Genomic DNA, 22,238 nt, shown 5'->3' with positions numbered 1-22,238 from the left:
CCAGGTGTGATCCACACAACAGTCGATTCCATGCGTGCCGCAGTTCTCACCGAACCGGGACACATCGAGACGCAGACGCGACCTGTACCGACGCCGAACGCAGGTGACGTCCTCGTCCGGGTGGCATCCGTCGGAGTCTGCGGCTCGGATGCGCACTACTACCGCGAGGGTCGCATCGGCGACTTCGTCGTCGAGTCGCCGCTCGTTCTGGGCCACGAGGCGTCGGGTGTGATCGTCGCCGTCGGTGACGGCGTCTCCCCTCGGCGAGTCGGGTCGCGAGTGTCCATCGAGCCGCAACGACCCGATCCCGACAGTCGCGAGACCCGATCGGGCCACTACAACCTGTGCCCCCACATGGAGTTCTATGCGACCCCTCCCGTGGACGGTGCCCTCTGTGAGTACGTGACCATCGGATCCACGTTCGCGCACGACGTCCCCGACGCCGTGTCCGACGACGCCGCGGCCCTCTTCGAGCCCCTGTCGGTGGCCATCGCGACCGCACGCAAGGGCGGGATCACCGGCGGCTCGCGAGTGTTGATCGCGGGCGCCGGGCCGGTCGGAGTGCTCACGGCGCAGGTCGCACGCGCCTTCGGCGCCACGGAGATCGTCGTGTCGGACATCTCGGCCGACCGCCGCGCCAACGCCACCCGGTACGGGGCGACCCGCGTGATCGACCCGGCGGACGAGTCGGTGCACGACCTCGACGTCGACGCGTTCGTCGACGCGTCGGGTGCACCCCGCGCAGTGCAGGACGGGATGCGCGCCGTGCGCCCTGCGGGCAGAGTGGTGCTCGTGGGCATGGGCGGAGACGAGTACCCGATACCCGTGTCGGTGATCCAGAACCGGGAACTGTGGGTCACCGGCGTCTTCCGCTATGCCGACACCTGGCCCACCGCACTGGAACTCGTCCGCACCGGACGAGTCGAGCTCGACACCATGGTGACGGGTCGGTTCGACCTCGATCATGTCGAGGACGCACTGAATCACGACCGCACCGACGGCAGCATCAAGGCTGTCGTCACCGTGACACCCAGTCAGGAGACCCTCTCGTGAAGCTGTCCGCTGCCACCCTCGCCCAGCTTCCCGACGACGTGGACGTGCCACGGTACGACCGCTCGGCGATCACCACCGGGATCGTCCACTTCGGCGTCGGCGGCTTCCACCGTGCGCACCAGGCGATGTACGTGGACCGGCTGCTCCGCACCGACTTCGAGTCCGCGTCGAGCTGGGGCATCTGCGCCGTGGGCGTGCTGCCGGGTGATCGCCGTATGAAGGACGTCATGGACGCCCAGGACTGTCTCTACACCCTGGCACTGCGGCACTCCGACGGCTCGTGGGACACTTCGGTCATCGGATCCATCACCGAGTACCTCTTCGCGCCGGACGATCCCGAGGCGGTGATCGAGAAGCTCGCCCACGCCGACACCCGCATCGTCTCTCTCACCGTCACCGAGGGCGGCTACAACTTCTCGGCCACCACGGGCGAGTTCGACGCCGAGAACCCGGCTGTGCGAGCGGATCTGGCACCCGATGCGGTACCGGGCACGACCTTCGGACTGGTGTGCGAGGCGTTGTCCCGCCGGAAGGATCGCGGGCTCGCGCCGTTCACCATCATGTCGTGCGACAACATCGAGGGCAACGGACACATCGCCCGATCGACCTTCACCGCGTTCGCCCGCCTGAAGGATCCCGCACTGGCACAGTGGATCACGGACACCGCGCAGTTCCCCAACTCCATGGTCGACCGCATCACGCCCGTCACCACACCCGACGTCGTCGACCAGCTCGCCTCACGGTACGACCTCGTGGACCAGTGGCCCGTGGCCGCGGAGCCGTTCACCCAGTGGGCGCTGGAGGATCACTTCACCCTCGGCCGGCCGCCGTTCGAGGACGTGGGCGTGCAGGTCGTCGACGACGTCACACCGTACGAGCTGATGAAGCTGCGACTGCTCAACGCGAGCCATCAGGCCCTCTGCTACGTCGGATACCTCAGTGGCTACCGGCTCGTGCACGACGTCACGCAGGACGCACTGTTCGCCGAGTTCCTGTTGCGCTACATGGACGAGGAAGCCACTCCCACGCTGCAACCGGTTCCCGGAATCGACCTGGCCGAGTACAAGAAGACGCTGATCGAGCGCTTCTCCAATCCGGAGATCCGGGACACCGTGGCCCGGCTCTGCGCCGAGTCGTCGGACCGGATCCCGAAGTGGCTGGTCCCGGTGGTGCGCACGAACCTCGGGTCCGGAGGGCCGGTCGCACTGTCCGCCACGGTGATCGCGAGCTGGGCGCGCTACGCCGAGGGTGTCGACGAGCAGGGTGAGCCCATCGAGATCGTCGACCGTCTGAAGGACACGCTGACCCCGCTGGCTCGGCAGCAGCGCGACGACCCCCTCGCGTTCGTGCGGAACCGGGAGTTGTTCGGGGATCTGGTGGACGATCCGCGCTTCGTCGACGCCTACACGTCGGCTCTCGACTCCCTGCACACTCGCGGAGCCCGCGCCACCGTGGAGTCGTCGGTGCGCTGACGCCCGTGAGCCTTGTGCGCATCCCTGGACACGCACAAGGCTCACGGGGGCCGAAGGCCCACTACAGCCGCTGCAGCACCTCGGCGAAGGCCAGCTCGGCGGCACCGATCACCGAGATCCGCCGACCCAGGCCCGAGACGTGCAGTTCCACCCCGTGCTGGCGTCCGACCAGGCACTCCCCCACGCCCTCGGTGATGCGTGCCATCGCCGAGGGCACCCGGAGAACGTCGGCGAAGAGGCCGCCGAACACGACGACGCGGGGGTCCACCATCGTGACGATGGTGCAGACGCCCGTCTCCAGTGCCTCGATGTAGCTCTCCGGCAGGGCACCCCCGGCGGCGGCGACGTCGGCCAGTGCGCGCCCGATCGCGGACGGCGTCGCGGGTTCCGGCATCGCGAGTGCCCGGCGCAGTGCGTCCTGCCCGACGGACAGCTCCCAGCACCCGTTGCTTCCGCAGCTGCAGAGGCCCCCGCCTGCGGCGGTCCGCATGTGTCCCACCTCGCCGGCGTAGCCACCGGAACCGCCGAGAAGTGATCCGGCGCTGAGTATTCCGGCACCCACACCGAACTCCGCGAAGAGGTAGACCACGTCGTCCACGCCGCGGGCGCATCCGCGGGTGTGTTCCGCGACCACTCCCAGATCAGACTCGTTGGCGACGATGCACCGCACCCCGACCGCCTCACCGATCAGACGACCGAGCGGAACGTCGGTCCAGCCGAGGTTGGGTGCGACGCGCACGAGACCGTCGGCCGACCGCACGAGACCGGGTACGGCGACACACACTGCATGCGGGGCCGATCCCACCCGATGGGTGAGCTCGGTCGCGGCATCGGCGATGCGGCGCACCAGGTCCGCCGGGTCCGGGCCCGCTCCCGCCTCGTAGTCGAGATCCGCCAGAACCGCTGCGCCCCAGCCGATCGCGGAGACGGACAGCCAGTCGACGGCCGCGTCGACCGCGAGTACCCAGGCGGCGGACGGGATGGGGTCGACCACCAGCGACGGCCGGCCGGCCCCGCCACCGGACGACGGATGTTCGGAGACCAGGCCGTCGGCGACGAGGTCGTCGACGAGAGTCTTGACGGTGCTCCGGTTCAGCGAGAGGTCCTCCGCGAGTTCCGCCCTCGTCCGAGCCCCACCGAGGTGGACACTGCGGACGAGGGCGGAACGAGCCGGTCGGCCTGTCACCGACCAGTCGGAGCTCGTCGACGCGACAGTGCGTCGACACTGGCCGCGAGCAACAGCACGAGACCGGTGACGATGGAGACCACCGCCGCGGACTGCCCCTGCAGGCGCAGTCCGTTGTCGATCACCGCGATGACGGCAGCACCGATCACCGCGTCCCGCACGCGACCACGTCCACCGAAGAGCGACGTTCCACCGATGACGGCGGCGCCGACGGCGAACAGCAGCGTGTTGCCGCCACCCGCCTGCGGATCCACGGATCCGACCTTGGACGCTGCCACGATGGCGCCGAGTGCCGCGATGGTCGAGCTGACCACGAAGACACTCATGCGGATGCGCCGGACGTCGATACCCGCTCGCCGCGACGCCTCCGCGTTGCCACCCACCGCGTAGACGTGCCGACCGTAGGACGTCCGGTCGAGGACGAACGTGGCGAGCACCAACACGAAGAGCACGATCGGAACGACGTACGGCACACCGGCGATGGAGAGCACCGCCGGGTTGGGGCTGCGGTTCACCGTCATCGCCCACGTGGCGAGGGCGGCGAACACCGTCAGTGCCGCGATCTTGACCAGCAACAGCGACGTCGGGGGAGCCGTCAGTCCCTGCTTCAGCCGAGTGCGCTGGCGCGAGAGGTTGATCGCCGCGAATCCGCCGACGACCACCGCGAACAGCACCCAACTCGCCCACACCGGGAGCGACCGGTTGGCCACCGCGAAGAGCACGGTGTTGTCGGAGATTCCGAGGGTGCCGCCCTCACCGATCAGCTGCAGCACCACACCGCCCCAGGCGAGGAACAGTGCCAGCGTGACCACGAACGACGGGATGCCGACGCGGGAGACGAGGAACCCGGTGAGGCAGCCTATCGAGGCACCGACGCAGATCGCCAGCACGATCTCGATCCACGGATTCGCGGGCACCCCGAGCAGCGCGATGGCGAGTGCGATCGCGGCCGGCACGATGGCCGCCCACAGTCGCGTGATCGCCGCGAGCACTCCGGCCACCACCAGAACGGCGCAGAACGTCAGGAACACACCGGTTCCCATGCCGCCGAGCAGGTTTCCCCCCTCCGTGTAGTGCAGGGCGAGAATCGCCGCCGCCACACCGGAGCCGGTGCCGGCGGAGAGGTCGATCTCACCGAGGAGGAGCACGAACACCAGCCCCATGCCGATCAACGCGGTGGCCGCTCCCTGGGTGAGCAGATTGGCCACGTTGTTGAGGGTGAGAAACTGCCCCGACAGCGACGAGAACACGACGAGCAGGACGACCAGCCCGGCGAGTGCGGGCAGTGCCCCCAGCTCGCCGCCGCGCAGTCGTGCCACGTAGTCGCGTCCGGCGTCGCCGAACGATCGCCGATCGGTGTCCATCGAGAAGTCGGACCGGGCGCGGTCCTGTTCGGGTGCGGCGGTCATATCGTCACCGCCTTCGCCTCGGCCGACGGAAGACCGAGGTCACCGCTGCGGCCGGTCGTGATGAGCTCGACGATGCGTCCGACGGACACGTCCGCCGTGCGCACCTGCGCCGCCATCCGCCCCAGGAACAGGGCGGCGACGGAGTCGGACACCTCGACGACGTCGTTCATGTTGTGGCTGATGAGCAGCACTCCCACACCCGAGTCCGCGAGGCGGCGAACGAGGTCGAGGACCTGTCGCGTCTGCGCGACTCCCAGTGCGGCCGTGGGCTCGTCGAGCAGCACCACCTTCGACTCCCAGAGCACCGACTTGGCGATGGCGACGGTCTGCCGCTGTCCACCGGACAGCGACGCGACCGGGGTGCGCACCGACTTGACGGTGCGCACCGACAGCGACGCGAGGGTGTCGCGCGCCGCCTGTTCCATCGATGCCTCGTCGAGCAGACCCTTGGCCGTACGCTCACGGCCGAGGAACATGTTCTGCACGATGTCGAGGTTGTCGCACAGGGCGAGGTCCTGGTACACGACCTCGATACCCAGCGCCGCAGCCTCTTTCGGATTCGACACCGACACCGGCTCGCCGCCGAAGCGGACCTCGCCGGAGTCGGTGCCGTGAATTCCTGCGATGCACTTGATCAGCGTGGACTTGCCCGCGCCGTTGTCACCGACCAGTGCAGTGACCTCTCCCGCCCTGATCGTCAGATCGACGTCGTGCAGGACGTGCACCGGACCGAAACTCTTGTTGATGCCCTGCAACTGCAGGACGGGCTCTCCCGCGGCGGTCATGGTGGTCAGGAGATTCCCGCGTCCGCGCAGGCCTGAGCCACGTCGCCACTGCACAACGCGTCCGCCGAGACGGCGCCGCCGTCGACGGCGACCTTGACGTTGTCGCGCGTGATGGTGACCGGGTCCAGCAGGACCGACTTCACCTGACGGTTGCCCTCGGGGTCCTCCGACGTCGCCGTCGCCTTGGCGTCGGCAGCGGCGGTGTCACCCTTGGCGAGGTCGATGGCGAGCTCGGCGGCAGCGGCCGCCTCCTTCGCGACGTCCTTGTAGACGGTCATGCACTGGTCGCCGCGGAGCACGGCCTTCAGTCCGTCCTCGGTGGCGTCCTGACCGGTGACCGGCACGGTGCCGTTCAGGCCGTTCTTCTGCAGGACCGTGATGACGGCGCCCGCGAGTCCGTCGTTGGCGGCGAGAACGCCGTCGACCTTGCCGCCGTTGGCGGTGAGCAGCTGCTCGAAGGTGGTGCCGCCGACCTGGTTGTCCCACTCGGGGATGGCCTGGTCGCCCGCGAGGCGCAGGTCGCCGGAGTCGTACTTCGGCTGCAGCACCTCGAGCGCGCCGGCCTTGAACAGCGTGGCGTTGTTGTCGGTCGGCGAGCCGTTGATCTGGATGATCTGCGCGCCGGGCTTCGCGCCCACGCAGTCCACCAGGCCCTGACCCTGCAGGTTGCCGACGGTGGTGCTGTCGAAGGAGACGTAGTAGTCGGCCGAGCCGCCGAGGGTGAGTCGGTCGTAGTCGATGGTGGCGACGCCCGCTTCGGTGGCCTTCTTCTGCACGGCGGCACCGGACTCGGACGAGAGATTGCTCATCAGGATGACCTTCGCACCCTGGCTGATCATCGAGTCGGCGATGGACGAGAACTTGGTGGTGTCGCCCTCCGCGTTCTGGATGATCGGATCGAGACCCGCGTCGCTCAGCGCCTTCTGCAGGAGCGGTCGGTCCTGCGACTCGTAGCGTGCGGACGACTTGGTGTCGGGCAGGATGACGCCGACCTTGGTGCCGCCGTTGCCGGATCCGCCGGAGTCTCCGCTGCCGCTGTCGCTGCTGGAGTTGCTGCCACACGCGGTGAGTGCCATGACCAGACCGATACCCGCCGCGGTGAGGGCGAGCCTTGTGTTCTGCATCGATCGTCCCTTCGGTTGTATGTTGCGGAGCACAACATATTCCTTCAGGTGTGATCTGGGCAATAGGCTGTCCGACAAGGTGACGCCGGTCACCCTTCAGCGATCGACGTGCACCTCCGCCACGGTCCACGCGTGCGCCTGCTCGCTCAGGGTGAAGCCGAGGCCAGGACGTTCGGACAGGTGCATCCGCCCGTCCCGCGTCTCCAGGTGCTCCTCGAACAGCGGATCCAACCAGTCGAAGTGCTCCACCCAGGTCTGCAGAGGATAGGCAGCCGCGAGATGCAGGTGGATCTCCATCGCGAAGTGCGGCGCCATCTGCAGGCCGTGATGCTCGGCGAGTCCTGCGAGCTTCAGGAACTGCGTGATCCCACCGATGCGCGGCGCGTCGGGCTGGATGATGTCGACGGACCCGGCCTCGATCAGGCGCACGTGCTCGCCGACACTGGCCAGCATCTCACCGGTCGCGATGGACGTGTCGAAGGTCCGCGCGAGCATGGCGTGGCCCTCGGCGTCGTAGGCGTCGAGTGGTTCCTCGATCCACACCAGATCGAACTGTTCGAGAATGCGGCACATCCGGGTCGCCGTCGGTCGGTCCCACTGCTGGTTCGCGTCGACCATCAGGGGTACGTCGTCACCCAGGTGCTCGCGCACTGCGGTCACCCGAGCGATGTCCTGGCGCCAGTCCGGTTGTCCCACCTTCAGTTTGATACCGCCGATGCCGGCCGCGAGAGACGCGGTCGCGTTCTCCAGCACCTCCTCGATCGGGGTGTGCAGGAAGCCGCCGGACGTGTTGTACGTCTGCACGGCATCACGGGTGGAGCCGATGAGTTTCGCGAGCGGGAGCCCGGCTCGCTTCGCCTTCAGGTCCCACAGTGCGATGTCGACGGCCGCGATCGCCTGGGTGGCGACGCCGCTGCGACCGACGGAGGCACCGGCCCAGACGAGAGAGCTCCAGATCTTACCGATGTCACTGGGATTCTGACCGATCAGCACAGGCGCGATCTCTCGCGCGTGGGCGAACTGCGCAGGGCCGCCGGCACGTTTGGAGTAGCTGAACCCGATGCCCTCGTGCCCCTGCTCGGTGCGTATCTCGACGAAGAGGAACACCACCTCCGTCATCGGCTTCTGCCGTCCGGTCAGCACTTTCGCGTCGCTGATCGGTGTGGCCAGAGGGAGAACGACGGAGCGCAGGGTGACGTCCGCGATGCGATCGATCGTGGCGGCCCCGGGCGCGAGCGCACGAACGGCCGCGTCGGGCGCGGTGAGCCCGCTGGTCGGCCGGGTGGTGCTGCGCTCGGGGGTCTCTCGCGTGTCGGTCACAGTCGGCTCCTCCATCGGGTACGTGGTCCAGCTCACACGCTAGAAGCCGCACTGATGCGCGTCCAACACTGATGTCGCATCGGTCGATTCCGACCGAGCATCACTGCATGTCCCGACGAGTGGCGCTCCGGTCGCACCACCTCGGCATCGAACGATGCGGAAATCGCATGTGTCGGTTCACGATCCGGACCGGTCGATCTCTGACCACGTATCGCCGCAGGTGGGTGACTCGAGCGGCGTCGGCGTCGTCGCCTCGATGGTGACGCGGACGGTCTCGACGACGGCTCGACGCCGTTGACGACCTCGACAACCGCTCCTACGTTGTGTCCACCGTCACAGGATCCGATCACCACAGCCCACCTGTCCGGTGTCACTCGCATCCCCCGTCCACTCGGACGTCATACCCGGAGGTCGACATGAGCCCTGCACCGCGACACCGATCCGGGACGCTCGCAGGCGTGCTCGTCCTCGCGCTCACCGCCTCGGCGTGCTCCGTGGCCAACACGGACCGCAGCTCGGTCACCGATCCGGACACCCTGCGCATCGTCCTGAGTCAGGAACCCCGACGCTCGAGGCGTGCGACGTCTCGCAGACCTCGATCGGCGTCGTCACGCGGTCGAACATCACCGAACCTCTCATGGAGCGGAACCCCACCACCGGTGATCTCGAACCCAAGCTTGCCGACTCCTGGGAACAGAACTCCGACCGCCAGTGGACGTTCCGTCTGCACCCCGGAGTCACCTTCAGCGACGGTCGACCGTTCGAGGCCGCGGACGCCGCGCACTCCATCGAGCGCACCGTGAACTCCGACATCGGATGCAACGTCGAGGGATACGTCTTCGGCGACGCCGATCTGACCGTGGCCGTCGTCGATCCGCTGACCCTGACGGTGGCAGCGCCGAACCCGGATCCCATCCTCCCGCTGCGGATCTCGTTCGTGGAGATGGTCCCACGCACCGCCAGCATCACGGAACGCGAGCGGGAACCGGTCGGCACCGGACCGTTCGCTCTCGACACCTGGGACTACGGCCAGCGGCTGACCCTGGTGCGCAACGATCGGTACTGGGGGCCTCGGCCGGAGTTCGCCCGTGCCGTCTACCAGTGGCGCAGCGAAGGCAGCATCCGCGCGTCGATGGTCTCGGGAGACGAGGCCGACATCGCGACCGGTATCGGACCGGAGGACGGTGCCGGGGACCTGGGTGTGGCCTACCCGAACAACGAGACCACCGCGGTCCGGATCCAGGTGGAGGAGCCTCCCCTGGACGACATCCGGGTGCGGCAGGCGATCAACTACTCCATCAACCGGAACGGCATCGTGCACGCCCTCTTTCGCGATCTGGGACGCCCGGCGGCTCAGTTGGTCTCGCCGGGAGTCGTCGGGTACGACGACGATCTCGAGGCGTGGCCGTACGACACGGAGAAGGCGCGAGCACTGCTCGACGAGGCACGAGCGGACGGCGTGCCGGTCGATGCGAAGATCCGACTGATCGGCCGTACCGGTCAGTTCCCGAAGGTCAACGAGACCCTCGAGGTCGTCCAGAACGCACTGTCCGAACTGGGCATGAACATCTCGATCGAGATGATGGACTCGGCCGGTACGTCGCAGTACCAGGAGCGCCCCTTCCCCGCCGACGCCGGCCCGTACCTCCTGGTCATCCAGCACGGCAACCAGGCGGGTGACTCGGCCTTCACCGTCGACCAGTACTTCACGAGTGACGGATTCCAGAGTGCCTACGGAACACCGGAGTTCGACGCGGAGATCGCCGCGGCCGGCCAGCTCACGGGTGACGCCCGGCAGGATGCGTACGCCCGCCTTTTCGAGGAGGAGCCGACGAAGATCATGCAGATGGCGTACATCGCGCACATGGAGGGCGTGCTGGCGAAGTCGGACAGAGTCGACTACACACCCGACTCGGCCACCGTCGACGAGATGCACCTCGCTGCCATGACCCACGCCGACGACGAGTCGAACGCTACGGGGCGCTGACCTACCCGGCACCCTCCGTCAGGTCCCGCACCTCGGCGTAGCGTTCGCGCACCGCCGGGGTCGGGTCCGCCTCGTACCGGGGAATGTCCGCCGCGGCCCAGGTGGGCGGTTCGGCCCCGCCGGACAGCACCCAGGCCGCCTGGCGCGCGGCCCCGTCGGCCACGTACTCACCGGGCGGCGGGACGTCGACGGGCATGCCGAAGACTCCCGGCGCGAGGACGCGCACCGCCTCGGATTTCGCGCCCCCGCCGACGAGCAGCACTCGCGACACGGTCGCACCCTGCGCCACCAGGTGGTCGATCCCGTCGGCGAGACTGCACAGCAGACCCTCGATCGCGGCGCGCGCGAGGTGCGCCGGGGTCGAATTACCCAGGCGCAGGCCATGAATCGCGCCGGTCGCGCCGGGCCTGTTCGGTGTGCGCTCCCCCTCGAGGTACGGCACCATGACCAGTCCCCGGCTCTCCGTGGACAGCGCGAGCCGCGACAGCTCGTCGTGGTCGACGCCGAGCAGGCGCGCGGTCGCATCGAGCACGCGCGCGGCGTTCAGCGTGCAGACGAGAGGCAGTTGACGACCGGTGGCGTCGGCGAAGCCGGCCACCAGTCCCGACGGGTCGCGAGGAGCCACGGCGGACACGGCCGAGACGACGCCGGACGTGCCGATGGAGACCACCAGGTCACCCTCGCCGGCACCCAGAGCCAGTGCCGCAGCGGCATTGTCACCGGTTCCGGGCCCGATGGCCGCGCCTCCGGAAGTCGTGCCGATCCGTGTCGAGGGCGCCGCCACGGTGGGCACGTGCGGGGTGCGCCCGCGTAGCGCGAGACCGAGCAGATCGACGCGGTACTCGTTCGTGGCCGCCGAGAAGTATCCCGTGCCGCTGGCGTCACCCCGATCCGTGGCCAGGGCGTCGAGTCCGCGAGCACCGCCGAGGCGCCAGGACAGCCAGTCGTGCGGAAGACAGACTGCCGCAGTGCGATCGGCGTTCTCCGACTCGTGATCCGCGAGCCACCGCAGCTTTGCCGCGGTGATGGACGCGACCGGCACCACGCCCACGGCGTCGGCCCACTCCTGGCCTCCACCCAGCTCGGTCACCAGGTCGCGCGCCGACTCGGCGGAGCGAGTGTCGTTCCACAGCAACGCCGGTCGGACGGTCTCGCCCGCCTCGTCGAGACACACCATGCCGTGCTGCTGCGCTCCGACGGAGACCGCGTCGACGCCGTCCATTCCACCGGCGTCCGCGAGAGCGGTCTCGAGAGCCTCGTGCCACCGGGCCGGGTCGATCTCGGTGCCGTCGGGATGGCCGGCCCGACCGTGGCGGACCAGCTCACCGGAATCCGCGTCCCGAACAACGATTTTGCACGACTGGGTGGACGAATCGACACCCATCACCAACGCCACGACCTCGCCCCTTCACCGTCACGTGCGTTCCGGCAGCTCACCGGTCCGAGCAGTTCACGCTACCGTGAAGCCATGGCCGCCCACGACGAACCGCGAGAAACCGAGGACGCCCGGTTTCGCCTCGAGGTCATGGGTGCGGCGCTGGAGCTCTTCGAGAGCAAGGGGTACGAGGCCACCACGGTCGACCAGATCGCGGAGAGCGCGGGGCTGTCGCGCCGCACGTTCTTCCGGCAGTTCCGGTCCAAGGAGGACGTGGTCTTCCTCGACCACGACGCCACCCTCACCCATGTGCAGGACTTCCTGGAAACGACCGACCTCGATCCGTACGACGCCGTGTGCGAGGCCGCCGCACGCGTGTTCGCCCGGTTCTCCGGCACGCCGGACACCACCCGTCGCCGCTACCGCGTCCTGCAGACGGTGCCCGCCCTGCGCGAGCGCGAACTGGTGATGGTGCTGCGGTACGAGCGCGTCTTCGTCGACACCCTGCGCCGCGGCGCCCCGACGCAGGAGCCGCTCTCCCTGGTGCAGTTCGCCGCCGCGGTCACGGCGACGCACAATTACCTGCTGCGCACGTGGCTTCGCGACGGGGCCCGAGTGGAGGTCGAGGACGTCCGGCGCGCCCTCGGGGCGGTGAAGCGGCGGTTCGTCACCGACACCGCGGGAGACCGGCCCACCGCACTCGTGTTGCCGCCGGGGACGTCGGTCGCCGACGTCACGACCCTGCTCGCACAGCACTTCGGGGACGGTCTCACCACCACCCCGTGACCTCGCCGAGCGTGCTGTCGACCACCGGCACGAGCGACCGGACGTACGTCGCCGACAGGTGGTGGGAATCGTGGTAGACCAGCACGTTTCCTTCGACGACGCGACACACGTCGGGACCGCAGACCGCATCGGAGAAGTCGACGGGAACCACCGAGGGGAACGGCAGCGACGCGGCGCGGGCCGGATCGATCTCGGACAGGACCTCGCTGCGCGGCAGTCCGCACGACTCGCTGTCGCCGCCGTCGGCAAGGCAGTCCGCGGCGCGATACGGGACGCCCTCCCGGCTGAGCCACGGAGTGTCCCGCACGGCCACGACGGGAAGAGCGAGCGCGGAGAAGCGTGCCCAGACGTCGAGGTACGCGTCGGGTGTGACGTCGCCGAACTCCGTGGGGCTCGGCCGCGTCGAGGTGGTGAACACCCAGTCGGGGCGGTCCGACGCGAGGATGTCGAGCACGTCCGAGGACCAGTCCCGGCAGTCCGGGTAGGGCAGATCCACCAGGAGCGGCTCGCCGATGTCGAGCGGGCACCCCATCTTGAGGTAGGTCACCACGGCGAACCCGCGATCCCGGCCGATCCGGTCGAGTGCGGGGAGCCAGTGCTCGGCATGCGATCCCCCGGCCAGGGCAAGGGTGCGCGTCGCGTCGGGATCGCCGTACACGCACGAGATCACCTCGCGCTGCGTCATGTCCGCGATGCAGCCGTCCAGCGTCGACTGCGGCAGGTCCAGGTCCGCATCGAGCACGGTGGGTCGCATCGGAGCGTCCGGCACGGGAACACCGTCGACGAGCGCGAGCGCCCCCGGGTAGCGATCGTCGGAGCTCACGTCGGCGGTCGGTTGGGCCGTCGCTCGATCGAGGTAGCCCTGCCAGGTCGCGCTCGCCGCGGCGAGGCCGATCGCTCCGACGGTCACCAGGGCGGTGAGGACGCCGCGGCCCGCGCCCCGACGGTGCACCGGCTCCTCCACCCACGAGCGTGTGGCGACGGCCAGGGCGATCGAGACGACCACCACGGCGGATCCCGTCACCACGGTCACCGAGTGCCCGGTACCGAGCACCGCGATGAGGATCGGCCAGTGCCACAGGTACAGCGGGTAGGCGATGGAGCCGAGGAACTGCAGTGGGCGGGACTCGAGAGCGCGGGTCACGGCCGGTGCTCGTGACTCGGAAGCACCCGCACCGGCAAGCACCAGCAGCATCGCGGCCCCGACCGGCACCAGCGCGGCAGGACCGGGGAACTGCGCCGCACCGTCGACGAGGAACCCACAGCCCACCAGTGCGGCGAGTCCGACGACGGCGGCCGCGGCACGTAGCGCGGCTGGCAGCACCACTCGACCGATCACCAGCCCGGCGATCGCGCCGACCGCGAGTTCCCACGTCCGCGCCCCGGTGTCGTAGTAGGCCCACCCCTGGTGGGTGCGGCCGATGTCGGCCGCATAGGCGAACGACACCGCGGCGGCGACCGCGAGCACCGACACCAGCACCGGTGTGGTCAGGTCCCGACGACCACACCGTCGGCACGCCGCGGCGACGAGGAACACCACGGCCGTGACACCGACGTAGAACTGCACCTGCACGGACATCGACCACAGGTGCTGGAGCGGACTGACCGACAGATCGGCCGCCGCGTAGTCGGACGCGGTCCGCGCGAGCTCCCAGTTCTGGACGTACGCCAGCGACGCGAGGAGCTGCCGCGTCGTCGCGTCCCACATCGTGAAGGGTCGGTCCCACGCGGTCCAGAGGGCCACCGCGCCGAACACCACCACCGCCGCGGGGTACAGGCGTCGGGCGGTGCGGACGACGAGGGGCCGCAGGATCGGACCGTCGGCTCGCTCGACGCGGCGCAGCACCATCGACGTGAAGAAGAAGCCGGACAGGACGAGGAAGACGTCGACACCGCCCGAGACCCTGCCGAACCAGATGTGGAAGACGACCACGAGGGCGATCGCCAGCCCGCGGAGACCGTCCAGATCGACGCGGTGGCCCGGCCTGCGCGCGCCGACTGCCCGGGCACCCGGCGCACGGGTCGTCGCCTGGTGGTGCACGACCACCAGAATAAGGGACGGACGGTACGGGTCCGGAGCACCCACAGGTGACCAGTGACACCAAGTGCCACGCAGCGATGGTCACCGGCCGGTCGGTCCGGTACGCTGGCCTCATTCCGTGACACCGAGTGCCACGACCCTCTCACCACGACGAACGGACATCCCATGGCCGGCAACCCCAGCTTCGACCTCTTCCAGCTCGCCGACGAGCACAACGAGCTCCGCGAGGCCATCCGCGCACTCTCCGAGAAGGAAATCGCGCCGTACGCCACCGAGGTCGACGAGCAGGAGCGCTTCCCCGACGAGGCCTTGAAGGCCCTCAACGCCTCCGGCTTCAACGCGGTGCACATTCCCGAGGAGTACGGCGGCCAGGGCGCCGACTCCGTCGCGGCCTGCATGGTGATCGAGGAGGTCGCCCGTGTGTGCGGTTCCTCCTCCCTGATCCCCGCCGTGAACAAGCTCGGCACGATGGGCCTCATCCTCAGCGGCAACGAGGAGCTCAAGCAGAAGGTGCTGCCCTCCATCGCCGAGGGCGAGATGGCCTCCTACGGACTGTCCGAGCGTGAGGCGGGCTCCGACGCCGCCGGCATGAAGACCCGCGCCAAGGCGGACGGCGACGACTGGATCCTGAACGGCTCGAAGGCGTGGATCACCAACGCCGGCAAGTCGACCTGGTACACCGTCATGGCCGTCACCGATCCCGAGAAGAAGGCCAACGGCATCTCGGCGTTCATGGTGCACAAGGACGACGAGGGCTTCTCGGTCGGCGAGAAGGAGCGCAAGCTCGGCATCAAGGGCAGCCCCACCCGCGAGCTGTACTTCGAGAACTGCCGCATCCCCGGAGACCGCATCATCGGTGAGCCCGGTACCGGCTTCAAGACGGCACTCGCGACGCTCGACCACACCCGTCCCACCATCGGCGCGCAGGCCGTCGGCATCGCGCAGGGCGCTCTCGACGCGGCCATCGCGTACACCAAGGACCGCAAGCAGTTCGGCAAGGCCATCAGCACGTTCCAGGGCGTCGAGTTCATGCTCGCCGACATGGCGATGGAGATCGAGGCGGCCCGCCTCATGGTGTACTCGGCAGCCGCTCGCGCCGAGCGCGGCGAGAAGAACCTCGGCTTCATCTCCGCCGCCTCCAAGTGCTTCGCCTCGGACGTCGCCATGAAGGTGACCACCGATGCGGTGCAGCTCTTCGGTGGCGCCGGCTACACGCGCGACTTCCCTGTCGAGCGCATGATGCGTGACGCCAAGATCACGCAGATCTACGAGGGCACCAACCAGATTCAGCGCGTCGTCATGTCGCGCGCACTGCTGCGCTGACGCCGGTGGCGGGACCGCCGTGCGTCACTCGCTCGGCGGTGCCGCCCGCAACCGGTCGATCTCGCGCCGGTCCCGCTTCGTCGGCCTCCCGGCTCCGCGATCGCGAACGGGCACTGCGGCGAACAGTTCCCGTGGCGGTGGGGGCGGGCTCCGGTCGATGTAGCACGCCACCGCGGCCGGGGCTCCCACTCGCTTGTTCACGAGCTGAGTGACCTCGACGATCTTCTCGAATCCCCCTGCGCGGATGCGTACCTCGTCACCGGGCACCACGTGCTGCGCCGGCTTGGCGGCGCTGCCGTTGATCTTCACGTGTCCGCCGCGGCACGCCGACGCGGCGGCAGAGCGCGTCTTGAACAGCCGCACCGACCACGTCCAGGCGTCGATGCGCGTCACAGCTCGTGCACCACGACGTCCGAGACGGCACCGCCGCTCAGGGTCAGCGTCATGTAGGTGCAGTGCGGTTGCCGCCGACGGTCGGTCGGCGAACCCGGGTTGAGCAGGCGCATCCCGTTGTCGGACAGAGTGTCCCACGGAATGTGGCTGTGCCCGAACACGAGCAGGTCGGTGTCCGGGAACTGCGCGTCCATCCGCTTCTCCCGTCCCCCCTTCGCCCCGGTCTCGTGCGTCACCACCATGCGTACGCCCTCGACCGTCCGCCGTGCGACCTCCGGCAACCGCGCACGGAGATCGTCACCGTCGTTGTTGCCCCAGCAGGCGAGCAGATCGGTCGACCGTTCCTCGAGCGCGTCCAGCAACGACGGCGCCATCCAGTCACCCGCGTGCACCACCAGGTCGGCCGCGTCCACCGCGTCCCACACCGCGGCGGGCAGATCCCGCGCGCGGGTGGGGACGTGGGTGTCGGCGAGCAGCAGCAACTTCACGTCAGTCTTTCGGCCCGCCCGCGACGTACACGACCTGGCCGGACACGAATCCTGCACCCTCACTGCAGAAGAAGGATGCCGTGTGGGCGATGTCCTCGGGCTGACCGATGCGGTTGACCGGGATCTGCGACGCGGCACCCTTCTTGAAGTCCTCGAACGGCACGCCGACGCGCTCGGCCGTCGCCGCCGTCATCTCCGTCTCGATGAAGCCGGGTGCGATCGCGTTGACGGTGACGTTGTAGCGGCCCAGCTCGATGGCGAGGGTCTTGGTGAAGCCCTGCATGCCGGCCTTGGCGGCCGCGTAGTTGGCCTGACCGCGGTTGCCCAGCGCCGAGGTGGACGACAGGTTGACGATGCGTCCCCACTTGGCCTCGACCTGATGCTTCTGCACCTCGCGGGACATGAGGAACGATCCGCGCAGATGCACGCCGAGCACGGCGTCCCAGTCGTCGACCGACATCTTGAAGAGAAGATTGTCGCGCAGGATGCCGGCGTTGTTCACCAGCACCGTGGGCGCCCCGAAGTCGGTGGCGATGCGCTCGACCGCAGAGACGACCGACTGCTCGTCCGCGACGTTCGCGCCGACGGCGATGGCCTGACCACCGGCTGCGGTGATCGCGTCGACCGTGCCGGCACACGCCGCCTCGTCGAGATCGACGACGGCGACACCGAAGCCGTCCGCGGCGAGACGTCGGGCGACGGCGGCACCGATTCCTCGCGCACTTCCCGTGACGATTGCTGTCCTGACCTGCTCGCTCACGACTACCCTCTTTCTCATCTCGGCCCCGAAACCCCGCGGCTCCCACTCTTTCTATCAAGTCACAGGAGTCGGCGGACCACCCCTGCTCGAGAAAGAGGCTCACCATGACGACCCGACTGAATCCGTACCTGTCGTTCCGGGACACGGCGCGGGAGGCGATGGAGTTCTATCGCACCGTGTTCGGCGGAGAACTCACGCTGTCGACGTTCGGTGACTCGGGCATGCCCGTCGAGGAGTCCGAGGCGGGCAACGTCATGCACGGTCAGCTCGACACCCCGAGCGGCTTCACGCTGATGGGCGCCGACACACCGTCGTCGATGGAGGCGAGCACCAACGGCACGGTGTCCCTGAGCGGCGACGACGAGGCAGAACTGCGCGGCTACTGGGACGCGCTCGCCGAGGGCGGCACCCTCGGCGTCCCGCTCGAGACGGCGCCCTGGGGCGACACCTTCGGGATGCTCACCGACCGGTTCGGGATCGGCTGGATGGTGAACATCGCCGGCAGCTAGCTGCCGACGGTCACATGGCCGGCAGCTAGCTGCCGACGGTCACATGGCCGGCAGCTAGCTGCCGAACGCGAGCGGCAGCTCGCGACGGAAGGTGACCTCGTCGAACTCCCGCCCGTACTCGTCGACCGCGGCGATGCGCATCCGACTCGGTGTGATGCCGGGGATCCCGGGCGTCACGTCCGCGCGGACGAATGAGTAGTTGCGGAATCGCACCCGTGACCAGGTGAGCGACTCGGGCACCTTCGAACCGTCCGCGGCGACGACGTAGCTGTTCGGCACCGACGTGTCGGCCACCTCGTTGCCGCGGTAGCTCTCGGGTTCGCCGTCCTGGAACCCGTAACGCGGGCGCCCACCGCCGCCCACCGTGTAGTAGACGGTGCCGTCCGAGACCGAGGTGACCTCCGACCGGTCACCGGCGACGCGGGTCGGCGAGCCGCCGCGGATCGGATCGGACCGCTCGAACACGTGGTTGTGCGCCTGCAGCACCACATCGACGTGGTACCGGTCGAAGAGCCCCGCCCACGCACTGCGGACGCCGCCGTCGCTCGCGTGGTCCTTCGTCGTCGAGTACGCGCAGTGGTGGAAGAAGCAGACGATGAAGTCGACGGCCGGATCGGCCCGGTAGCGCGCCAGGGTCGACTCCACCCATCCCGTCTGACGTCCGCCGCTGTAGCCCGTGTTCGCGCGGATCTCGTTCGAGACGTCGTTGGCGTCGAGCGAGAGCACGGCGACGTTGCCGTGGACGAACGAGTAGACCGACGGGCACCCGGCGGGGCCGTTGTCCGGCTGGTCCAATCGAGCTGCGTGGCCGCCGTACCCGTTCGGCCCGTACAGCGCCTCCATGTCGTGATTTCCGGTCGCGAAGAGCCAGGGCGTCGACGCCGCGCTCGGCTCGATCGCCGCGAGGTAGCCGTCCCAGACGTACGGGTTGAACTTGTCGAAGGCCTTGTCGACGGTGCCGCCACTGGGTACGAAGCGAGGAGTGCGGCCCTGTCCCGACGGGTCCGCGTACGCGATGTCGCCCGCGAGGATGTGGAAGTCGGGCCGCGAGTCGGCGATCTGGCGCACGATGTTCGCCGCGTGCTTGGCCGACGGCTCGTTGTCGGGCTTGTAGTACAGATCGTCGTAGTCACCGGGCTTCAGGCCGGGAGGCTGCGTCGGCGTCTCGTCGACGCCTTGATCTCCCATCATCGTGAACCGGAACGGTGCGAGCCGGCCCGCCGGCAGAGCCGGTGCGGCACTGCGGACATCGCTGACGTAGCCGTCGGCGGTGCGCCACCGGTAGTAGTGCGGAAGACGCGGAGTGAGCCCGTCCACCGGAACGTGCACGTAGAACTGCTCGGCCGCCAGGATGCCGCCGTCGGACCGCGGTACCTGGCTCACCAGGTTGCGCACCTCGGCCGACGTCGTGGCGCCCAGTGCCGGGGTCGGACCGTGGTCGAGAAACACCCCGGTGAGTCCGGGATTGCGGGAGAGCTGCGCCGAGAACCGGAGCTGCGTCGCGGCGTCGGAGCCGAAGGAGAGATGCCGTCCTCCGACGGTCAGCGGCGCGTCCTGCGCGTAGGCGACGCGATTCCAACCGGGGTTTCCCACCCCGGCCGCCGCGGCGACGGCGGCCGCACCCACGAGGAAGTTGCGACGGGACACCCGATGGCGACGGAGATTGCTCAGGTGCCAGTCGTGCTGCTCGGCGATGGAAGCGTTCGCCGCGATGTGGGCGGGGACTCCTGTGTCGACGATCTCCCCGGCCGGATTCAGTGCGTTCTCCACCATGGAGACGACGCTGCTCCCGTCACCTCGACGTCAGGCGCACGGTAGGCGAGCAGGAGCCGAACCGAATGTGAACAACGATGCAGCACATGACATTTCGGTCCGACCGGACAAAACCACCAGTCAGTACTGGCGGACCGACAACTCCACGGCCACCTGAAGGTACTCGGCGACGGTGCGCGCGATGGAGACCGGCTTGTCGGGGAGCACGATGTCCGGCACGTCGATGTGCACGCTCGCCGAGCGGTACCTGCCAGGCGGCGGTCCGTAGTGCAGCCCCATCACCACGAGCCTCGGTTCGACGCCGCGAGTCCGTGCGCGCGCGACGATGTGCCCGATCCCGCTCCCGACGTGCTGGAGCACCGTCGGATCACCGTCGTTGCACGTGCCCTCCGGGAAGATCGCGAGATCGTCACCACGAGATAGCCTTTCGGCACACACGTCCATCATGAGATTGCCGGCTCGGGACACGGCGCGCAGACCGTGGTCGCGGCTGCGGAACACCGGGATGCCGCCCATCATCTCGATGCGACGTCGTTGCGACGTCCGCTCGGCGATGCGGCGGGTCCGCGGGCGGTTCGGTTCGGTCTCGACGAACAGCTCGTCCTTGGCCAGGACGCGGGTGCGGCCGATGACGGGCCGCAGCGCGCTGGACCACGCGGCGGCGGCGACCGTGTACGGGTCGGTCTCGCTGACGTGGTTCACGGCCAGGATGAACCGCGTGTCGTCGTAGATGAGGGCGCGGAGGCGTTCGCGAGCACCGTCGCCGTACCGGACGCGGGGTCGGAACCGTCCGGCGAGAGCCCCGTAGGCGAGCCGCGTGACGCGTCGATTCTGCTGATGCTCCCGGTAGTACTCGTACACGGCGTCGGCGTTCTCGAGGGCGACCACGGGGCGATCCATGCTCGAATCGTAGGCGTTCGCCCTGTTCCACCTATTTGTTCTGACAAATCGAGCGCGCCGTGTATGGTCTGGGTCACAGACGGAAACCCCGTCAGAGGCGGACCCGCAGGTCGGCCACGTGAAGTGAGAGGAACGGGCACCGTGACCACCACCACAGCCCCGCACCGCGTCGTCGTCGTCGGCTCCGGATTCGGCGGCCTGTTCGCGACCAAGGCCCTGCGCCGCAGCGACGTCGACGTGACGATCGTGGCGCGCACCGCGCACCACCTCTTCCAGCCGTTGCTCTACCAGGTGGCCACCGGGATCCTCTCCGAGGGCGAGATCGCGCCCTCCACCCGTCTCATCCTCAAGAACCAGGCGAATGCCGCCGTCGTGCTCGGCGACGTCACGGAGGTGGACCTCGAGGCGCGCACCGTCGTCTCGGTCAACCGTGGCCGCGTCACCGTCACTTCGTACGACAGCCTCGTCGTCGCCGCGGGCGCCGGCCAGTCCTACTTCGGCAACGATCACTTCGCCGAGTTCGCCCCCGGCATGAAGACGCTCGACGACGCCCTCGAGCTGCGCGGGCGCATCATGAACGCGTTCGACGCCGCCGAACTCACCACCGACCCCGTCGAGCGCGCACGGCTGCTCACGTTCGTCGTCGTCGGCGCCGGCCCCACGGGTGTCGAGATGGCGGGCCAGATCGCCGAGCTCTCGCGCCGCACCCTCGCCGGAACGTTCCGCACGATCGACAGCCGCGACGCCCGCGTGATTTTGCTCGACGCGGCCCCGAAGGTGTTGCCGCCCTTCGCCGACTCGCTGGGCGAGAATGCTCGACGACGTCTCGAGAAGGTCGGCGTCGAGGTCGAGCTGGGCGCCGCGGTCACCGACGTCGACGCCGACGGATTATCTGTCCGCGACAGCGACGGCACCGAGCGCCGCATCGAGTCCTCCTGCAAGGTCTGGTCGGCCGGTGTCTCCGCGAGCCCGCTCGCGGCACAGCTCGCGGCGAAGTCCGGGGCCGAGGTGGACCGCGCGGGCCGCGTGCTCGTCGAGGCCGATCTGACACTGCCGGGCCACCCCGAGGTCTTCGTGGTCGGCGACATGATGGCGCGCGACAAGCTCCCCGGCGTCGCCCAGGTGGCGATCCAGGGCGGCCGCTACGCCGCGCGGTGCATCACTGCCGACGTCCGCGCCGCTGCCACCGACACACCGCGCCCCGAGCGCACCCCGTTCCGCTACCGGGACAAGGGCAGCATGGCGACCGTGACGCGGTTCTCGGCCGTGGCGCAGGTGGGACCCGTCAAGATCACCGGCTTCCTGGCATGGCTGATGTGGCTCGCGGTGCACCTCGTCTACATCGTCGGATTCAAGAGCCGACTCACCACCGTCTTCAACTGGACGTGGACGTTCCTCGGCCGAGCGCGCACCCAGCTGACCGTCACGCAGCAGCAGATGCACGCGCGCACGGCACTCGGCAGGCTCGTCGTGCTCGAGGACGCCCGCCGGGAGCGGGACGCGGGAGCCCCGGCACGCGAGGACGCTCGCGCCAGCTGAGTACTGTTCCGGTAC

At 69.0% G+C, this 22,238-nt stretch carries 18 protein-coding genes and 1 pseudogene; 7 read left to right on the top strand and 12 right to left on the bottom strand.

Annotation, left to right across the window (positions count from 1 at the left end; translation table 11 throughout):
• Positions 1 to 30: 30 nt before the first annotated feature.
• Together OG947_RS12290 and OG947_RS12285 are read left to right on the top strand one after the other, a co-directional pair.
• Entirely contained in the window at positions 31 to 1,053 is a 1,023-nt protein-coding gene (locus OG947_RS12290; protein WP_328811950.1) for an NAD(P)-dependent alcohol dehydrogenase, read from the top strand.
• Entirely contained in the window at positions 1,050 to 2,525 is a 1,476-nt protein-coding gene (locus OG947_RS12285) for a mannitol dehydrogenase family protein (protein WP_328811949.1), read from the top strand. The genes OG947_RS12290 and OG947_RS12285 overlap by 4 nt, the downstream gene beginning before the upstream one ends.
• A 61-nt stretch (positions 2,526 to 2,586) precedes the next feature.
• Here OG947_RS12285 and OG947_RS12280 read toward each other — a convergent pair whose 3' ends face one another.
• From OG947_RS12280 to OG947_RS12260, 5 genes are all read right to left on the bottom strand, one after another.
• Positions 2,587 to 3,711 (bottom strand): ROK family protein, encoded by a 1,125-nt coding sequence (locus OG947_RS12280; protein ID WP_328811948.1) that lies wholly within the window; start codon positions 3,709 to 3,711, stop codon positions 2,587 to 2,589.
• Positions 3,708 to 5,120, bottom strand: coding sequence for a sugar ABC transporter permease (locus OG947_RS12275; protein WP_027506150.1), 1,413 nt, complete (start codon positions 5,118 to 5,120; stop codon positions 3,708 to 3,710). The genes OG947_RS12280 and OG947_RS12275 overlap by 4 nt, the downstream gene beginning before the upstream one ends.
• On the bottom strand, positions 5,117 to 5,905 hold the full coding sequence (locus OG947_RS12270; protein WP_037186144.1) for an ATP-binding cassette domain-containing protein: 789 nt from the start codon (positions 5,903 to 5,905) through the stop codon (positions 5,117 to 5,119). Before OG947_RS12270 ends, OG947_RS12275 begins: the two co-directional genes overlap by 4 nt.
• A 5-nt stretch (positions 5,906 to 5,910) precedes the next feature.
• Positions 5,911 to 7,029 (bottom strand): sugar ABC transporter substrate-binding protein, encoded by a 1,119-nt coding sequence (locus tag OG947_RS12265; protein ID WP_222632227.1) that lies wholly within the window; start codon positions 7,027 to 7,029, stop codon positions 5,911 to 5,913.
• A gap of 96 nt (positions 7,030 to 7,125) precedes the next feature.
• Entirely contained in the window at positions 7,126 to 8,349 is a 1,224-nt protein-coding gene (locus OG947_RS12260; RefSeq protein WP_328811947.1) for an L-talarate/galactarate dehydratase, read from the bottom strand.
• A gap of 416 nt (positions 8,350 to 8,765) precedes the next feature.
• Here OG947_RS12260 and OG947_RS12255 point away from each other — a divergent pair.
• Positions 8,766 to 10,336: pseudogene (locus tag OG947_RS12255) on the top strand (ABC transporter substrate-binding protein).
• A gap of 1 nt (position 10,337) precedes the next feature.
• Here OG947_RS12255 and OG947_RS12250 read toward each other — a convergent pair.
• Positions 10,338 to 11,732: a xylulokinase gene (locus OG947_RS12250; RefSeq protein WP_328811946.1), complete on the bottom strand. Its 1,395-nt coding sequence runs from the start codon at positions 11,730 to 11,732 to the stop codon at positions 10,338 to 10,340.
• 72 nt (positions 11,733 to 11,804) lie between these two features.
• On the opposite strand from OG947_RS12250, the gene OG947_RS12245 reads away from it, so the two are divergent.
• Positions 11,805 to 12,497, top strand: a complete 693-nt coding sequence (locus OG947_RS12245; protein ID WP_328811945.1) for a TetR family transcriptional regulator — start codon at positions 11,805 to 11,807, stop codon at positions 12,495 to 12,497.
• Here OG947_RS12245 and OG947_RS12240 read toward each other — a convergent pair.
• The gene (locus OG947_RS12240; RefSeq protein ID WP_328811944.1) at positions 12,481 to 14,538 is read right to left on the bottom strand and encodes an acyltransferase family protein; all 2,058 of its coding nucleotides are present in this window, start codon (positions 14,536 to 14,538) and stop codon (positions 12,481 to 12,483) included. The genes OG947_RS12245 and OG947_RS12240 overlap by 17 nt on opposite strands.
• Before the next feature lie 165 nt (positions 14,539 to 14,703).
• Between OG947_RS12240 and OG947_RS12235 the strand changes: the two genes are divergently transcribed.
• A complete protein-coding gene (locus tag OG947_RS12235) occupies positions 14,704 to 15,861 on the top strand; it encodes an acyl-CoA dehydrogenase (RefSeq protein WP_328811943.1) in 1,158 nt (385 codons plus the stop codon).
• Between the two features lie 24 nt (positions 15,862 to 15,885).
• Here the strand turns inward: OG947_RS12235 and OG947_RS12230 are convergent, their stop codons facing one another.
• The 3 genes from OG947_RS12230 to OG947_RS12220 are packed head-to-tail and all read right to left on the bottom strand — an operon-like array spanning position 15,886 to position 17,502.
• A complete protein-coding gene (locus OG947_RS12230) occupies positions 15,886 to 16,254 on the bottom strand; it encodes an RNA-binding S4 domain-containing protein (RefSeq protein ID WP_027506141.1) in 369 nt (122 codons plus the stop codon).
• Complete coding sequence (locus OG947_RS12225) at positions 16,251 to 16,742, bottom strand: metallophosphoesterase family protein (RefSeq protein ID WP_056441151.1); 492 nt, start codon at positions 16,740 to 16,742, stop codon at positions 16,251 to 16,253. Before OG947_RS12225 ends, OG947_RS12230 begins: the two co-directional genes overlap by 4 nt.
• A 1-nt stretch (position 16,743) precedes the next feature.
• Positions 16,744 to 17,502, bottom strand: coding sequence for an SDR family oxidoreductase (locus OG947_RS12220; protein ID WP_027506139.1), 759 nt, complete (start codon positions 17,500 to 17,502; stop codon positions 16,744 to 16,746).
• A gap of 104 nt (positions 17,503 to 17,606) precedes the next feature.
• Here OG947_RS12220 and OG947_RS12215 point away from each other — a divergent pair, with 104 nt between their 5' ends.
• The gene (locus tag OG947_RS12215) at positions 17,607 to 18,011 is read left to right on the top strand and encodes a VOC family protein (protein WP_328811942.1); all 405 of its coding nucleotides are present in this window, start codon (positions 17,607 to 17,609) and stop codon (positions 18,009 to 18,011) included.
• Between the two features lie 54 nt (positions 18,012 to 18,065).
• On the opposite strand, the gene OG947_RS12210 is transcribed toward OG947_RS12215, so the two are convergent.
• Together OG947_RS12210 and OG947_RS12205 are read right to left on the bottom strand one after the other, a co-directional pair.
• Positions 18,066 to 19,784 (bottom strand): metallophosphoesterase, encoded by a 1,719-nt coding sequence (locus OG947_RS12210; protein ID WP_328811941.1) that lies wholly within the window; start codon positions 19,782 to 19,784, stop codon positions 18,066 to 18,068.
• 120 nt (positions 19,785 to 19,904) lie between these two features.
• On the bottom strand, positions 19,905 to 20,684 hold the full coding sequence (locus tag OG947_RS12205) for a lysophospholipid acyltransferase family protein (RefSeq protein ID WP_027506136.1): 780 nt from the start codon (positions 20,682 to 20,684) through the stop codon (positions 19,905 to 19,907).
• Positions 20,685 to 20,825: 141 nt separating this feature from the next.
• Here OG947_RS12205 and OG947_RS12200 point away from each other — a divergent pair, with 141 nt between their 5' ends.
• A complete protein-coding gene (locus OG947_RS12200; RefSeq protein ID WP_328811940.1) occupies positions 20,826 to 22,223 on the top strand; it encodes an NAD(P)/FAD-dependent oxidoreductase in 1,398 nt (465 codons plus the stop codon).
• The last annotated feature ends 15 nt before the right edge of the window (positions 22,224 to 22,238 follow it).

It is taken from the genome of Rhodococcus sp. NBC_00297, assembly GCF_036173065.1.
In the GTDB taxonomy this organism is placed as follows: domain Bacteria; phylum Actinomycetota; class Actinomycetes; order Mycobacteriales; family Mycobacteriaceae; genus Rhodococcoides.
Note: the sequence above shows the minus strand (reverse complement) of the source record. Positions and strands in the feature narration are given on the sequence as shown.